This window comes from Beduinella massiliensis, from assembly GCF_900199405.1.
GTDB classification, from domain to species: Bacteria; Bacillota; Clostridia; order Christensenellales; family Aristaeellaceae; genus Beduinella; species Beduinella massiliensis.
In genome coordinates, this window is the sequence record NZ_LT963430.1 from 2,150,287 (window position 1) to 2,166,744 (window position 16,458).

Annotated in this window: 14 protein-coding genes; 10 read left to right on the forward strand and 4 right to left on the reverse strand. The window is 58.6% G+C overall.

Annotated features, from left to right (window positions below; translation table 11 throughout):
• Positions 1–155: 155 nt before the first annotated feature.
• From gpr to galE, 8 genes are all read left to right on the forward strand, one after another.
• Entirely contained in the window at positions 156–1,082 is a 927-nt protein-coding gene (gene gpr, locus C1725_RS10490) for a GPR endopeptidase (RefSeq protein WP_102411560.1), read from the forward strand.
• A 112-nt stretch (positions 1,083–1,194) separates the two neighbouring features.
• Positions 1,195–2,079: a stage II sporulation protein P gene (spoIIP, locus tag C1725_RS10495; protein ID WP_346026567.1), complete on the forward strand. Its 885-nt coding sequence runs from the start codon at positions 1,195–1,197 to the stop codon at positions 2,077–2,079.
• A 58-nt stretch (positions 2,080–2,137) separates the two neighbouring features.
• Positions 2,138–2,905 carry a glutamate racemase gene (gene murI, locus C1725_RS10500; protein ID WP_102411562.1) on the forward strand — a complete coding sequence of 256 codons (768 nt, stop codon included), beginning with the start codon at positions 2,138–2,140 and terminating at the stop codon, positions 2,903–2,905.
• A gap of 315 nt (positions 2,906–3,220) precedes the next feature.
• Positions 3,221–5,305, forward strand: coding sequence for an elongation factor G (gene fusA, locus C1725_RS10505; protein WP_102411563.1), 2,085 nt, complete (start codon positions 3,221–3,223; stop codon positions 5,303–5,305).
• Between the two features lie 115 nt (positions 5,306–5,420).
• The gene (locus C1725_RS10510; RefSeq protein WP_346026568.1) at positions 5,421–6,350 is read left to right on the forward strand and encodes a 1-phosphofructokinase family hexose kinase; all 930 of its coding nucleotides are present in this window, start codon (positions 5,421–5,423) and stop codon (positions 6,348–6,350) included.
• Positions 6,351–6,827, forward strand: a complete 477-nt coding sequence (locus C1725_RS10515) for a GNAT family N-acetyltransferase (protein WP_102411565.1) — start codon at positions 6,351–6,353, stop codon at positions 6,825–6,827. It begins immediately after the preceding gene.
• Positions 6,824–7,456, forward strand: a complete 633-nt coding sequence (locus C1725_RS10520) for a cyclase family protein (RefSeq protein WP_102411566.1) — start codon at positions 6,824–6,826, stop codon at positions 7,454–7,456. The genes C1725_RS10515 and C1725_RS10520 overlap by 4 nt, the downstream gene beginning before the upstream one ends.
• A gap of 151 nt (positions 7,457–7,607) precedes the next feature.
• Entirely contained in the window at positions 7,608–8,621 is a 1,014-nt protein-coding gene (gene galE / locus C1725_RS10525) for a UDP-glucose 4-epimerase GalE (RefSeq protein WP_102411567.1), read from the forward strand.
• Positions 8,622–8,904: 283 nt separating this feature from the next.
• Here galE and C1725_RS10530 read toward each other — a convergent pair whose 3' ends face one another.
• The 3 genes from C1725_RS10530 to C1725_RS10540 all read right to left on the reverse strand — a co-directional run bounded on the left by C1725_RS10530 (position 8,905) and on the right by C1725_RS10540 (position 13,197).
• Positions 8,905–9,777 carry a putative ABC transporter permease gene (locus C1725_RS10530; RefSeq protein WP_346026569.1) on the reverse strand — a complete coding sequence of 291 codons (873 nt, stop codon included), beginning with the start codon at positions 9,775–9,777 and terminating at the stop codon, positions 8,905–8,907.
• 12 nt (positions 9,778–9,789) lie between these two features.
• Entirely contained in the window at positions 9,790–11,724 is a 1,935-nt protein-coding gene (locus tag C1725_RS10535; protein WP_102411569.1) for a YgiQ family radical SAM protein, read from the reverse strand.
• A gap of 66 nt (positions 11,725–11,790) precedes the next feature.
• Positions 11,791–13,197: an FAD-dependent protein gene (locus C1725_RS10540; RefSeq protein WP_102413311.1), complete on the reverse strand. Its 1,407-nt coding sequence runs from the start codon at positions 13,195–13,197 to the stop codon at positions 11,791–11,793.
• Between the two features lie 236 nt (positions 13,198–13,433).
• On the opposite strand from C1725_RS10540, the gene C1725_RS10545 reads away from it, so the two are divergent.
• Both C1725_RS10545 and C1725_RS10550 read left to right on the forward strand, forming a co-directional pair.
• Entirely contained in the window at positions 13,434–14,246 is an 813-nt protein-coding gene (locus C1725_RS10545; RefSeq protein WP_346026570.1) for a sugar phosphate isomerase/epimerase family protein, read from the forward strand.
• A gap of 46 nt (positions 14,247–14,292) precedes the next feature.
• A complete protein-coding gene (locus tag C1725_RS10550; protein ID WP_346026571.1) occupies positions 14,293–15,714 on the forward strand; it encodes a glucose-6-phosphate isomerase in 1,422 nt (473 codons plus the stop codon).
• Between the two features lie 57 nt (positions 15,715–15,771).
• Here C1725_RS10550 and thiT read toward each other — a convergent pair whose 3' ends face one another.
• Positions 15,772–16,407, reverse strand: a complete 636-nt coding sequence (gene thiT, locus C1725_RS10555) for an energy-coupled thiamine transporter ThiT (protein WP_346026572.1) — start codon at positions 16,405–16,407, stop codon at positions 15,772–15,774.
• Positions 16,408–16,458 lie beyond the last annotated feature (51 nt).

Consider the following 16,458-nt stretch of genomic DNA (forward strand, 5'->3'; position numbering starts at 1 on the left):
ATTTTACCATGTTTTCAAGCCGATTGCAAGCTTTATATTTCTCGAAAACGCCTCTTTTTCCAGACATTTTTAAAGTAAATGCTGCAAATACCGCCGTGCATAGTTTCGCTTCCATCTGCACAGCCTGAGTGAAAAATGAATGGACGGGGAAAAGCATGCGAAGCGTGTTTACGGATTTAGCGCTTGAGCGCCACCAGATGGCGGGGGAAAAGGAGCGCGAGGGAATTGAGCTTACGACGGAGCGCAGTGGAGCCATCGAGCGAACCGTCGTGAAAATCGTAACAGAACAGGCAGAAAAGACGATGCAGCGTCCGCGTGGGTATTACGTGACGCTCAGCTTCGAGCAGCAATCGCAGCTCGATCTGGACGTGCGAAAGGAGCTTGCGGATGAACTCGCGAAGAGCCTTCGCCAGATGCTTCCTTCGGAGGGCGATGTGCTCGTCGTAGGGCTCGGCAACCGGCGCGTAACGGCTGACGCACTCGGTCCGCGCGTCGTGGACGCGACGCTCGTGACGCGTCACCTGCGCGCGCACCTACCGCAGTCGCTTTCAGAGCGCGTGCGCCCGGTCAGCGCGGTCGCGCCCGGCGTGCTGGGCATCACCGGTATGGAAACGGCGGAAGTCGTAAGGGGAATCGTCCATCACGTTCATCCGGAGGCGGTCATCGCGGTCGACGCGCTCGCGGCGCGCGAGTCCGGGCGCATTTGCAGCACGCTGCAGATTGCGGATACCGGCATTGCACCCGGTTCGGGCGTCGGCAACCATCGTCTCGGCCTGACGCAGAGCACGCTGGGCGTACCGGTGATCGCAATCGGCGTTCCAATGGTTGTCTACGCCGCGACCATCGCACGCGATGCGCTATCCTATCTGGTGCAGGACGTTCAGGAGGAGGGACAAGATCAGGAGCAGGTCGTCGACGCATTGATTCAGCGCGTCGTGACGGAGCAGCTCGGCGATTTGGTCGTCACGCCGCGCGAAGTCGATACCCTGATCGAGCACATGGCGGATATCGTCGCTACGGGCATCAATCAGGCGCTGCATCCGCAGCTTGATCCTGCGGAAATCTCCTTGCTCATGTCGTAAAGCGGTATGTTTGCAATGCTTTTTGCATACAGTTGATAGAGAAAAGCGGGGTGAAACGATGAAGCCTGAAACCTTGAAGAAGATCATCCTTTCAAATAGGGGACGAGCCGCTATGCTCATCGTAGCGGCCGTCTCTTTCTTCTGCCTGGGTCTTGGCCTCGGCGGGCTTAAAGAAGAAGAGCTTGCAGTGCCCGCTATGGCTTATCAGGACGCCCAGCAGCCAGAAAATCTCTTTGCATTTCCGCAGTCCTCGCCGGACGCTTCGGGGAAGAGCGTCGAGGTGGAGCCGGATGAGCTTCCTCAGCCGGGAGACATCCGCATCGAGGTCATCCGGCGCACCCACCAACCTCAGCAGAAGAAGCGCGTGCTCATCTACCATACGCATACCTGGGAGGCGTACGAGCCGACTGAAGCCAATTCTTACACGCCGACCGAGCGCTGGCGCACGAAGGACAACAATTACAACGTCGTCAAGGTCGGAGACGTGCTGACGGAGGAACTGACGCAGCTCGGTATGGACGTGGTGCACGACACCACTGCGCACGAACCACCGGTGCTCTCCACCGCCTATACGCGTTCACTTCAAACGCTGGAGGCGTACCGGGAGCGCGGGGAGACGTTCGACTACTACATCGACCTGCACCGCGATGCCTACGTCGCTTCCATGGCCGGGCATAACAGCGTCTCAGACGGGAAGAACTCCCTCGCCCACGTTATGGTGCTCATCGGAAAGGGAACCGGCACTTCCGGCGGGGAAGAATTTGAGCAAAAGCCGAACTGGGAGGTCAACATCGTGTTTGCACAGGCGATCACCGACGCCTTGAACGCGCAGGTGGAGGGACTTTCCTATCCGGTTAAGCTAAAGACGGGGCGCTTTAACCAGCATATCTCCGAAGGCGCGGTCCTGATCGAGGTGGGCAACAACATGAACACGCTGGAGGAGGCGCTCGCATCCATGCCCTATCTGGCGAAGGCGATCGTCCAGGCGGCCCAATAGTTGGATTTTTTACGTCAGATGCGCTATAATAGGTTCATCACAGATGAGGAGTACGGATATGAACGAAGATAAGGACGCGCCGGTCGGAATATTCGATTCGGGCGTAGGCGGCATCAGCGTTCTGCGCGAGGCAGTGCGCGTGCTTCCTCATGAAAGATACATCTATTACGGGGATACGGCCTACGCGCCCTATGGGACGAAGTCCGCAGACGAAGTGCTAACGCGCGTGCTTGCAATTTCTGATTTTCTTCTGGCGCGCCGAATCAAAGCGCTCGTCATCGCCTGCAACACGGCCACGGGCGTGGCCGCACAGGCGCTCCGCGAACGGCTGCAGATTCCGGTGATCGGCATGGAGCCCGCCTTAAAACCCGCGTCGGAAATGCGCCATGGCGGCAGCATCCTCGTGATGGCAACCCCGGTTACGCTTTCGCAGCCTAAGTTTTTGCGCCTGATGGGGCAGTACGGCGAAGGGGCGATTGCCCTGCCGTGCCCGGGACTGATGGAATTCGTTGAGCGCGGGGCGCTGCATGGCAGCGCGCTTCACGCTTATCTGGAAGACCTGTTCGCACCTTTCAGGGGGTGGCAGATCGATTGCGTCGTACTGGGCTGCACGCATTACGTCTTCCTTCGGGAGGAGATTCGCTCTTTTTTCCCGGACACCACACAGGTTATCGACGGAAACGGCGGAACGATCCGCCAACTCAAAAGACGCCTTGAAGAAAACGGCGTTCTGCGCACCTCAGGCGAAGGCGTCGTCGTCTTTGAAACCTCCCTCAGCGACCCGCAAAACCTTCAAAAGATGCGTGCCCTGATGCGTCTGGAATAGACTGAACCCCCTGGTCCCCGGCTGCCTCGTGCTGCCGGGGACCTTTTTAATACGAATAATGAAAGCAAAATAATGGAAACCTTCCGATCCATCCCGAACGTTTTTTACCTTGGCACAAAAAATATCAGAATTTTGAGAAACAATCTCCGTTTGGACAAAAAATTCTTTTCTTTTTTGTTCGTTTAAGGTATAATGATGTACAGATGGTGTGTGGCGGGTGCGAAAACGCTGCATGCCACCCTTATGAATCGGCTTAGACCGAACATTCGCTTCGTATCCGCACCTTGTCGGATACAGAAAATAGGAGGATTGAGCATGAAGGACTACCTGGCAAAAGACATTCGTAACATTGCGGTTCTCGGTCATGGCAGCGAGGGCAAGACGACGCTGGTTGAGGCGATGTTGTTTGCATCCGGTGCCATCGACCGTCAGGGGCGCGTAGAAGACGGAACCACGGTTTCCGACTACGATCCGGAAGAGATCAAGCGCCATATTTCGATTGGAGCGTCCGTCGTGCCGGTCGAGTTTTCCAAGAAGAAGGTCAATTTTATCGACGTTCCCGGTTATTTTGATTTCATCGGCGAGGCGGTCGGTCCGATGTGCGCGGCGGAAGGCGTGCTGATCGTGATGGGTGCGCCCTCCGGCATTACGACGGGCGCTGAAAAGGCCTGGAACAACGCAAAGCGCAACGGACTGGCGAAGTTCATCGCGGTCAATCAGATGGACCGTGAGCACGTGGACTTCCGCAAGACGCTCGACGCGCTGCGTGAAAAGTACGGCTCTTGCATCATCCCAATGGTGCTGCCGATCGGCGAGGGACCGAATTTCAAGGGGATCATCGACGTGCTGAGCAAAAAGGCGTTCGAGGGCAGCGGAAAAGCAATGCACGAAATCCCGATTCCGCCCGACATGGCCGCTGACGTCGAAGAGGCTATTGAGGCCTGCCGCGAGGCCGCCGCGTCTACGGAAGAAGACCTCATGGAAAAATACTTCAGCGAGGGAGAGCTCACCGACGAGGAGATGATGCGCGGCCTGTCTGCGGGGATTTACGACGGGTCTGTCGTGCCGGTCGCGCCCGTATCTGCCACGACGGGAATCGGCGTCGCGCCGCTTCTGCACGCGCTGGCTACTTACATGCCTTCTCCGCTGGGCCATTCGTTCCACGGCGTCAACCCGAAGACGGGCACCGTACACGTTCGTCACTGCGACCTGAATGAATCCTTTACCGCGCAGGTATTCAAGACCATCGCTGACCCGTTTGTCGGCAAGCTCTCGCTCATCAAGGTCATCTCCGGTACGCTGACGGCCGGAACCGCGCTCTTTAACGCGAACACCGAAAAGCTTGAAAAAGCGGCCAGCATCTTCACCGTGCGCGGCAAGAAGCAGACGCCTGTCAACGCGCTGTACGCGGGCGATATCGGCGCGCTTTCCAAGCTGCAGTACACCAACACGGGCGACAGCCTGTGCGAGGTCAACAAGGTCGTCAAGTATGACCCGCTGGAATTTCCGATCACGCAGATGTCCATGGCGATTTTCGCCAAAAAGGCCGGCGAGGAAGACAAGGTCTTTTCCGGACTTTCCCGCCTGATGGAGGAGGATCCCTCGCTCAAGCTGGAAAAGAACGTGGATACGACGGAATCGCTGCTTTGCGGTCAGGGCGAACTGCACTTGGAGGTCACGCGCCAGAAGCTGGCGGCCAAGTTCGGCGCCGAAGCCGTCCTCAAGGAGCCGCGCATTCCGTATCGCGAGTCCATCCGCAAGACGATCAAGGCAGAAGGGCGCCACAAGAAACAGTCCGGCGGTCACGGCCAGTACGGCCACGTCTGGATCGAGTTCTCCCCGCTGGAGGACAGCTCCACCGACTTTGAATTCGTGGATGCGGTCGTGGGCGGCGTCGTGCCGCGCAACTTCATTCCCTCGGTCGAAAAGGGACTGCGCGAAAACCTGCCCAAGGGCGTCCTTGCAGGCTATCCGATGGTCGGCTTGCGCGCAAAGTTGTACGACGGTTCCTATCACGCCGTGGACTCCTCCGAAATGGCCTTCAAGACCGCCGCGCGTCTGGCCTACAAGAAGTGTATCGATGCCGGCCCCGTGCTTCTCGAGCCCATTTATCACGTGGAGGTGCTCGTGCCCGACGAGTACATGGGCGACATCATCGGCGATATGAACAAGCGCCGCGGTCGTATTCTGGGTATGAACCAGGTGGAGGATATGCAGCAGATCGTCGCTGAGGTTCCGCTGGCGGAAATGACGAAATACGCTACGGATCTTCGATCTATGACGCAGGCGCGCGGAACCTTTACCAAGAGCTTCGAGCGCTACGAAGAAGTGCCCGCCATGATCGCGGCGAAGATCATCGAGGAGCACAAGCAGAGCGAGTCGGACGATGACGACGAATAAGAATTCCTTGGCCGGAGCATTTGCTCCGGCTTTTCTCTTGCCGCCCGTTGTTGGCGCCCTGCAAATGTGGTAAAATAAGCGCATGGAAAGCCGCGAGGCCGCAGGGAGGAATACAATGATTACATCGGTATGCCTGAATCCGAGCATCGACAGAACCGTTCAGGTTAAGGGATTTACGATCGGCGCGACCAATCGTATCACGAGCGAGCAGAGCGCTGGGCGCGGCAAGGGGGTAAACGTCGCGCTCGCGGCGAATAACCTTGGATTGGATACGTCCTGCACCGGTCTCTTGGGGGAAGACAACGCGCGCCTCATCCTGGAGCCGCTTCAAAAGCTGGGAATTCACGAGCGTTTCGTGCGCTATCAGGGGGCGGTACGCACAAATTTAAAGATCCAGGATGAGGAAAACCGGAGCATTACCGAACTCAACGAACCCGGCATGCCGGTGGACGAGTCGGCACTCGTGGCGGTCGCCGCGCGTGTGGAAGAACTCGCGAGGGTGAGCAGTTATCTGGTGCTGACGGGCAGCATTCCACCTGATTGCCCGGCATCTATTTATCGAATGCTGATGATGCGCGTGGAAAAGTCAGGGTGTCGGTGCGTGCTCGATGCCAGCGGCGCCTGTCTTTCGGACGGCATCCTGGGCGCTCCGTTCCTGGTCAAGCCCAATCTGCAGGAACTGGAGCAGGTTTCCGACAAGAAGCTGACGACCCTGCGCGAAATCCGGACGCAGGCGCTGGAATTCATCGCTCGCGGTACGCAGATCGTCGTCGTGTCGATGGGAACGGGCGGGGCGCTCATGACCGACGGCAAGACGACGCTGTATACGCCCTCTCTGCCGGTGAACGTACACTCGACGGTCGGCGCGGGCGATGCCATGGTCGCCGGACTGATCTGCGGATTTGCGTCGGGGGGCGAAATGAAGGAAGCGCTGCGCTGCGGCGTCGCCGCTGCTGCAGCTGCGGTCAGCAGCCCGGACGGCTGCCTCTTTGAACGGCAGGCCTACGAACAGCTCCTGCAGCGCGTCGAGATTGGGCGGGTATAAATGCGTTTTGAAGATTTCCTTGCGGTCGGTGTACCGCACGACGATGAAATTGAATTGAGGCTCCGCGGCAGGCTTCCGGCGATCCCGGAGGCGCAGCGCGTGCCGGTTTACGACTTTGAAATCTATCAGCCGCACGGACGGGAGGTCGTCGGCAACGTCTGTCTGCGCGTAGGCGAAAGCCCCCTGATCGAGTATGCAGGCCATGTCGGCTACGCGGTCGAGCCGGAGTACCGAGGCCGTCATTACGCCGAGCGCGCCGTGCGTCTGATCCTGCCGCTGGCGTGGCGTCACGAGATGGAGCGCGTGTTGATTACCGCGGATTTGGACAATCTTGCTTCCCGAAGGACGTGCGAGCGTTTGGGTGCGCGTCTGCTGGACGTGGTAGATGTACCGCGGACCTGTGAAATGTATCAGAGCGGCGCGCGAAGAAAGGTACGCTATATCCTTCAAAGGACAGAAACGGAGGCGAACTCATGATCGATCTTACCGTCCCCCTGCGGGAGGGGATGCTCCAATATCCGGGCGATCCGCCGTATCGCCGCGAATGGTGGTATGCGATATCCGAGGGCAAAGACTGCAACGTATCCAACATCCACCTGAGCGTCCATACAGGTACGCATATGGACGCGCCCTATCATTTTTTAGACGACGGCCGGACGCTCGATCGCCTGTCGCCCGACTGTTTTATCGGAGCGTGTCGGGTGGTGGATTTGACCGGGCGTCCTGTAATCGATGCTGCGGATTTACAAACGATTGCTCCGCGCGCAGGAGAACGCCTGCTTCTTAAAACGGATAACGCAGACGGCATGCGCGCCGACTGCTTCAATCCACAGTACGTGGCGCTCACGGCGGATGCCGCGCGCTACCTCGTGTCCTGCGAGGTTAAGGCTATCGGCATCGACTATCTCTCCATCGAACCCTATAATCAAAACGGAGACGTGCACCGCATTCTGCTCGGCGGGGGCGTAACCATATACGAAGGCTACGACGCCACGAGCGTCCATGCAGGCGCATATGAACTGATCGCGCTGCCCATGCTGATCGAAAAGAGCGACGGAGCACCCTGCCGGATGATCCTGCGGGAGTTGGAGAAGTGCGCTCTCTGAAGCTAAATGCGGCTTCTAAGCCGCAAAAGAGTGGTTGAAATTTGCAGAAATCGTGGTATAATAGGGGTGCGTAAAATTTAACGCTTTTACGCATTTACGCAAACATCGATAGCATAGGGAACACGGGCTGGACATGAGGGAGGAATGGATCATGAACATCTTGCTGACAGGTGGTGCCGGCTTCATCGGAACCCATACGTGCGTGGAACTGCTGGCCTGCGGTCATGACGTCATCATCGCGGATAACTTCTACAACAGCAGCCCTGAGGCGGTGCGCCGGGTGGAGGAAATATCCGGTCGTAAGGTTAAGCTGTACGACATCGACGTATGCGACGCAGAAAAGGTAGATGCGCTGTTCGCCGAAAACAAGATCGACGCGGTCATCCATTTTGCAGCCTATAAGGCGGTGGGCGAATCGGTCTCAAAGCCCTTGGAATACTACCGCAATAATTTGGATTGCACGCTGACGGTATGCGAGGCCATGAAGCGCCACGGTGTGAAGCGTTTCATCTTCAGTTCCTCCGCGACAGTTTATGGAATTCCGGATCACATGCCGCTGGATGAAACCATGCCGACGAGCTGCACCAATCCCTATGGCTGGACAAAATACATGAACGAACGCATCCTGACGGACATCGCTTTTGCCAATCCCGACTGGTCGGTCGTGCTGCTTCGTTATTTCAACCCGATCGGTGCGCATGTGAGCGGCCGCATCGGTGAAATGCCCAATGGCATTCCGAACAACCTGCTTCCGTACATCACCCAGGTCGCCGCCGGAAAGCTCGACCACCTGAGCGTTTACGGGGACGACTACCCGACGCATGACGGCACGGGCGTGCGCGACTACATTCACGTGGTGGATCTGGCCAAGGGCCACGTTGCGGCGGCGGCCTATGCCGAGAAGCACATGGGTGTCGAAATCATTAATTTGGGCACGGGCACGGGCTACAGCGTGCTGGACATCGTGCGCGCATTTGAAAAGGTCAACGGCGTCAAGGTGCCTTACCAGATCGTGGCGCGTCGCCCAGGCGACATCGCGGAGTGCTGGGCCGATCCCGCGAAAGCGCGCACGCTTCTCGACTGGTCGGCCGAGAAGACGTTGGAGGATATGTGCCGCGATTCCTGGAGATGGCAAACTCAGAATCCGAACGGCTACGCGGACTGACAGAGCGCACAACAAAAGCGGACGGTGCAAACCGTCCGCTTTCTGGCCATCGACAAAGTCGATGGCGTCGTGCAAAATGAATAAACATTTTGCACGAATGTCACGGGAGATGTTTTCCTCCGCAAATGCTGCGCATTTGACTACGGAAAACGCCCCGCCCGACCGGCAAAGCCGGTCGATACGATTCCACATGAAGGGGAAGTTTCTCCTTCATGTATCCTCTCTGACATTCCGTTACTTTGTTGATTCTCTGAAAGCGGGCGGTGCAAACCATCCGCTCTTTTCATATGTCTTTTTCCGAATTCTTTTTAAAGGAGAGCGCCCTGTCCCTGAATTTTTTGAACGCTTCACCGTAGCGTGTCGAATTCAGGCCGGGGAACGCGTGAAAGAGGCGCCGGTCTTGGTAGCTACGCAGGGACAGCAGCTTTTGAATACGCTCCGAATGAAACGGACTGTTTTCAAATTGTGATGCAACCTGCTCCCAGATCGCCTCTGCACGGCCCCGGAGATATTCCCTTCGCTCCTCGACTTGTCCCAGCAGGGCGTTTTTCTGCCCGTCCAACTGCGTAAGCAGCGCACTCGTCTGCGACTCGATCGACTGCCTGTACCCGTTGAGCGCTGCCTGTATTTCTGCCAGATGGCCGTTCAGCCGCAGCACGTGGCCGGAGGTCACCGCCGTATCGACAGCCAGCAGCGCAAAAAGGCTCCCGCTGAGGGCGTATAAAAGCGTTTCGTTGATTCGGTGGACGAAGAGCGCGACCGGTGGATGAAACACCCGGAGCATCGCCACAGAAAAGGCACCGAACACCAGCGCTCCCTCCAAGCAGACGCGCCCTGAGATGTTAAAACGGCGCGCAGAGTAATCCCACCAGCGGGCGTGAAAGAGCTTTTCCATCAGATAGCTGGTGAAGTACTCAAGCGTACAGGTCAGCGCGGCGCCCGCGAGAAAGAGCAGCAGAACCGGTGCATCCTGAATGGGGGAAAGGCACATCACGATCAGCAGCGCGCCAAACCCATAAACCGGGCAGATCGGTCCGTTCAGAAATCCACGGTTGACGATGTGCTTCCCGGCGATTGAGCAAAGCACGGATTCATAGAACCATCCGCAAAAGGAATAAAAGAAAAAATAGAGGATGTATTCTCCGAGGCTCCGCATGCGCATCCCCCCTCATCTTGGTTTCTTCCGCGCGCCGGGACGTCCCTTGGCTCGCGGCGATGCCTTGGAAGAGATGCCGCCGCGCCGTCCGGAATCCGTCGGTTCTACCTTTGGGTTCCGTTCCTGCGTCTTTTTGCGGTACGGTGCCGGCGTACGTGCGCCTTCGGGCGGCACGAGACATTGCTTTCCAAAGCCGATCAGATCCTCCCGCCCGGCCGTGCGCAGCGCTTCCCGCACGAGAGCAAAATTTTGCGGGCGTTTGTATTGTAAAAGGGCGCGCTGCAGCGCCTTTTCGTGCGCCGTGCGGGGAACATAGACGGGCTTCATCGTGCGCGGATCCAATCCCGTATAAAACATACAGGTAGAAAGGGTACCGGGCGTTGGATAAAAGTCCTGCACCTGTTCCGGCTGATGCCCGGTATCGCGCAGATATTCTGCCAACTCGATGGCGGCCGAAAGGTCGCTTCCCGGGTGGCTGCTCATCAAGTAGGGGACAAGGTACTGCTTTTTGCCAAGGCGTCTGTTCATCGCCTCGTATTTCCCGACAAAGGCATCGTAAATGTCGCGGCCGGGCTTGCCCATGTAGGAAAGAACCTTGGGACTTACGTGCTCTGGAGCGACCTTGAGCTGTCCGCTGACGTGGTGCTCGACGATTTCCCGCAGGAATGCGTCGCTTTTGTCCGCCATGATATAATCGTAGCGCAAGCCCGAACGGATAAACACCTTTTTGACGCGGGGCAGAGCGCGAATTTCCCGAAGCAGGGAAATATAGTCTCGATGATCCACTGCGAGATTTTTGCAGGGGGCGGGGTAAAGGCACTGACGCGCCGCGCAGGTACCGCGCGTCAGCTGCCCCTCGCAGGAGGGACGGCGAAAATTGGCCGTGGGGCCGCCCACATCGTGGATGAAGCCTTTAAAGTCCGGCATCTCCGTGATGCGCCGCGCCTCGTCGAGTACGGATTCATGGCTGCGCGAGGTGATGATGCGCCCCTGATGAAACGTGATGGCGCAAAAGCTGCAGGAGCCAAAGCACCCGCGCGTATGGGCGATCGAGAACTTGACCTCCTCAATCGCCGGAACGCCGCCCTCGGCGTCGTAATCCGGGTGCCATGTGCGCTGGTAGGGCAGTGTATAAGAGGCGTCCAGCTCCTCGCGGGTCAGCGGCAGATCCGGCGCGCTTTGCACGAGGTACCGGTTTCCGTGCCGCTGCATGAGCGCCTTTCCACGGACAGGATCCTGCTCGCGGTACTGTGTGAGAAACGCCGCGGCATAGGCGCGCTTGTCTTGGAGGCACTCCTCAAAGGAAGGAATCTCCGTGCAGCCGCGAACGGGCTGCGCGGACATGAAGCACACCCCCCGCATGGTGGGCAGTTCCCATGCCTGTGATCCGCGGTTGATCCAGTCTGCGGCCGCCAGAATGCTCCGTTCGCCCATACCGTAGAGCAGCAGGTCCGCTCCGCTGTCCTGAAGGATGGATGCGCGCACGCGATCATCCCAGTAATCGTAGTGGCAGAAGCGCCGCAGGGATGCCTCAACGCCTCCGATGATGATAGGGATATCACCGTAGGCCTCGCGGATGCGGTTGCAGTAGACGATCACGGCACGATCAGGCCGCCGCCCGGCCTTGCCGCCTGGCGTGTACACGTCCTCGCTGCGCCGCTTTTTCGCGGCTGTGTAGTGATTTACCATGCTGTCAATGACGCCGGAGGATACGAGGAAGCCAAGATATGGCCTTCCAAAGCGCTTAAAGTCCTCAGCGCTGTGCCAGTCCGGCTGGGCGAGCACCGCGACATGATAGCCCGCGCGTTCCAGCGTACGGACGATCACAGCGCTGCCGAAGGATGGATGATCCACATAGGCGTCGCCGCTGACGTATACAAAGTCCGGAACTTCAAAGCCGCGCGCGCGGCAGTCCGCCATCGTCGTGGGCGGGAAGAGCTCTCGCATAACAGACAGTCCTTTCCAGAAGACAAAGCGCCGCAGGGGACGTCCCTCTGCGGCGGAATCGGTTCGTTAACGGTTTGCGATATGGCGGGCAACCTTGATGCCCGTGACGGACGCCTGCATCAGGCCGCGCGTGATGCCGGCGCCGTCGCCGATCGTGTACAGGCCCTGAATCGGCGTCTCAAAGTTGTTGTCTACCAATACCTTAGATGAGTAAAACTTGACCTCCACCCCGTACAGCAGCGTGTTCTTGCTGAACAGTCCCGGCGCAACGTGATCAAATGCGCGCAGCGCTTCGATAATGCTCGTCAGATGGCGTGGAGGCAGCACAAAGGAGAGGTCGCCCGGCACGGCGGTTTTGAGCGTCGGAATGGTGGTAGAACGGGCCAGGCGGCTGGCCGTCGTGCGCCGTCCTTTGAGCAGGTCGCCCAGGCGCTGTACCATGATAGGACCGCCGGTGAGCATGTTACCCAGCTGCGCGATGTAGCGGCCGTACCGGATGGGCTGGTCAAAGGGCTCCGTAAAGCTCGTAGAGACGAGCACCGCGAAGTTCGTGTTGCCGGTGCGCAGCTTCGCGTCGCCATAGCTGTGGCCGTTTACGACCGCGATGCCGCCCTCGTAGTGTTCCTCAGAAACGACGCCGCCGGGGTTCATGCAAAACGTACGCACCTTGTTCTCGTAAGTGTCCGCAAAGTAGACGAGCTTCGCCTCGTAGAGATACTTCGTCAGATGATCCATGATGGAGTTGGGCACTTCCACGCGCACGCCGATGTCCACCTCATTGTTGCGCGTCTTGAGCCCCAGCGCTTTGACCTGCTCGCTCAGCCAGTCCGCGCCGCCCCGTCCGGGCGCGGCGACGACATAGGGCGCGCGTACCTCGAAGGTGTCTCCGTTTTTGCTTCGCAGGGCGACGCCGCTTGCGCGTCCGTCTTCCACCAGAATGCGATCGGCCGTCGTCAGCTCCGCGAAAGTCGTGTTCGTCTCTTCGATGAGGTAATCGTGCATCGCGCGCAGCACCTCGCCCGCGTGCTCGGTCCCCAGGTGACGGACAGGGCAGGGGACGAGGCGGATGTTGTAGCGCGACGCTTCGTAGGAAATTTCATCGACCTTTCTGTCGTCGAGACCGTGCACTTCCTCCGGCGCGCCGAAGCGCAGATACGTCTCGTCCGCGCGGCGGATAAGCGCCTGCGCTTCCTCGTGCGTCATGTAATCGGAGATATGACCGCCCACCTCGTCGGACAAGGAAAGCTTGCCATCGGAAAAAGCGCCGGCACCCGCCCATCCGTGTACGATGGCGCAGGGCGAGCACTGCACACACTTGCCCGTCGTGCGCGCAGGGCACACGCGCCTTACGATTTCACGGCCCGTATCGACCATGAGAATTTGCATTTCGGGACGGCTCTCCGTGAGCTCCAACGCGGTAAAGATGCCGGCGGGACCGGCTCCGATGATGATGGCATCGTATTGCTGCCTGATCATGCGCAAAAGTCATCCTTCCTAATCTGATCGTCTGATACGCACATAAAAGCCCTGCGGCATCAAGGCGGCAATCAGAGAGACTGCCCGCGCTTATGACGACAGGGACATACCTGATAGACTATAACAGATTCCCTATCATTCGTCAAGCGTTCGCGGCGATTTGGAGCCGCTTGTCAGAAAACGCAAAAGCGTCTATAATACACTCGTTATGTAAAGAAAAAAGGAGGGGGCGCATGCGCTTAGGCCTTACGACCGCCGCCTTCTACGGCAGAATGGAAACGGAGGACGCCGCGGAGCGGCTCCGAACGTTTGACGTAGACTGCGCGGAAATCTTTTTGGAGACATACAGCGAGTATTCGGCTGCTTTCGGCGCTCTGGTACGCGAACGGTTGGGCGGACTCCCTTCGACAAGCGTGCACCCGATGGGCACGGCCTTTGAAAACAGCCTGTTCAGCCTTTCCGCACGGCAGCGGCTGGAAGCGCAGAAAATCTTCGAAGGCGTGCTGAAAGCGGGACAGGCGCTCGGCGCTCGGATCTATGTCTATCATGGACGCCACAATGTAAAGGGAACCGGCATTGCGGCTAACTTTGACAGCGTCGCGCCGCGCATCGGCGAGCTGTGCGATCTGGCGGCGGATTACGGCATCACCGTCTGCTTTGAAAATGTGAGCTGGTGCCAAATGTCCACGCCGGAGCGGGTCTTGCAGGTGCGAAGCGCCTATCCCAAGGCGGGCTTTGTGCTGGACATCAAGCAGGCGATGCAGTCCGGCCACGACGTCTCGGAATTTATCAGCGCGATGGGGGACAAACTTTTAAACGTACACGTATGTGACTACGACGCCGGGGGAAGGCTCTTTATGCCCGGACAGGGGACGTTCGATTTTGAGGCGCTGGGACGTCGACTTCGAGCCGTGCACTATGAAGGCCCGGTCATATTGGAACCGTATACGACGCTTTATTCGTCCGATGAAGAGCTCGCACAGTCGATCGCATACCTGAGAAAGACGATGCAGATCGCTTCACAAAAATGCCCTGATCGTGTATAATATGGGATGACGCATGGGAAAAGACACAACCAGGAAAGGAATGTGTATGATGGATACCAAAAAGCAGATTCGTCTTGACGTGAACCACATGATGGCGGATACGCTCGGCATGCAGTACGCGATTGCCGCTTCGACCGTCGACGAATACGCGCCCTTCGCCGCCGCCGCGCAGCGTCAGGTGCAGACCCGCCGCGGAACCGGATGGCTCGGATGGATGGAACTTCCTTATAATCAGGAGGAAATCGTCGCCGAAATCGAGCGCGTTGCCGCGCGCGTGCGCAGCGATTACGAAGCTTTCGTCGTTCTGGGCATCGGCGGCTCCGCCCTGGGTCCGATCGCCGTACAGCAGGCGCTCAATCACCTGCACTACAACGAGCTGCCCGCCGAAAAGCGCGGTGGACCGCGTCTCTACGTCGAGGACAACATCGATCCTGAACGCATGGCCGCGCTGCTGGACGTCATCGACGTAAAGAGGACCTGCTTTTGTGTGATTACCAAGTCGGGCGCGACGGCAGAGACGATGTCGCAGTACCTGATCGTGTCTGATTTGCTGAAGCGCGAGGTCGGCGAGGGCTGGCAGCGCCAGATTATCGCTGTAACCGACCACGAGAAGGGCAACCTCATCAAGATCGCCAAGGAAGAGGGCTTCGACACCTTCTTCATCCCGGACGGCGTCGGCGGACGCTTCTCAGAACTCTGCCCGGTCGGACTCGTCCCGGCGGCCGTCTGCGGCATCGACATTCGCGCGCTGCTCGCCGGCGCGGCGGACATGGACGCGCGCTGCAAGACGGACGACGTGTGGAAGAACCCAGCCCTGCTGGAGGCGGTCTTGCAGTACATCGCGATGGAAGACCTCGACATGAACGTGCAGGTCGTCATGCCTTACGCGGACTCCCTCAAGTTCATCGCGGACTGGTTCTGCCAGCTTTGGGCGGAAAGCCTCGGCAAGCGCGTGACGCGCAAAGGCATGGCGGTCAACTTCGGTCAGACTCCGACGAAGTCCCTGGGCGTGACCGATCAGCACTCTCAGCTCCAGCTCTATACCGAGGGCCCGTACGACAAGGTCGTCACCTTCATCAAAGTGGAGTCCTTCCGCAAGGAAACGCCGATTCCGCACGGCTGCGAGCAGTTCCCGGACGTCGCCTTCCTGGGCGGAAAGACGCATAACCAGCTCATCGAGGCCGAGCGCCAGGGCACGGAGTACGCGCTGTACAAGGCGGGACGCATGAACCAGACGATCGTCCTGCCGGAGGTCAACGCTTACACCATCGGCCAGCTCCTGTACTTCTTTGAGATGTGCACCGCTTACGCGGGCGAGCTGCTCGACATCGACGCGTTCAACCAGCCGGGCGTGGAAACGTCCAAGATCGCGTCCTACGCGGTGTTGGGCAACCCCGCTGAAAAGTACGTGAAGGCGCGCGAGGAAATGACCGGTCGTCCTGGCGCGAAGCCGGAGTATACGCTGTAAACAGCCTCATACACGAGCGGGCGGAACGCAATGCGTTCCGCCCGCTATATGCTTATGTCAGTGCGTTTCGCGCGCGAGGCGCAGCATCGTCCGCTTGACCTGGGGAATCAGACAGATCAGGATACAGATAACCATTTCCGGGATGATGTAAGAAGCCTGGTAGGCTATGGAATAGAAGAGCGGGTTCTGGCCTTCGGGCGCGTAGTCCGCGAAGAAGACGACCCCGGAAAGCGTGGCGCATACAAAGCGTCCCAGGGAGCCCAGCACGATGCCGACCGTAAGCCCGTAACGCTCCGGAAGCTTGCGCCCCACGGCGCACAGCGCCAGCAGGCCGAACGCGAGCGGGAAATCGAGCAAAATCTGAATCGGATGGACGAAATAAGGATCCTGAATGAACTGTAAAATGCCGTACGCGATGCCCGTCACGAGCCCCGGAACCGCGCCATAAGCGTAGGCGAACAAAAAAATGGGAAGCATCGATGCGGCGGTGATACTGCCGCCCTGCGGCATCCTGAACAGGCGGATGCAGGAGAGGATAAAGGCGAGCGCAATGCAAAGCGCTGCGTTGGTGAGCATGCGGGTCGTCCACTTCTGACGGCCGCGCATGATGACGATCATCACGACGGCGACGAGGACGAGCGAGATGACGACCGCCCAAGCGGACATGGGTACTTCGGCAAACTTTTCGAACATGGATGGAAACCTCCTCATGATTTTGTGCATTGAACGTCCGCTCGAAGGAAC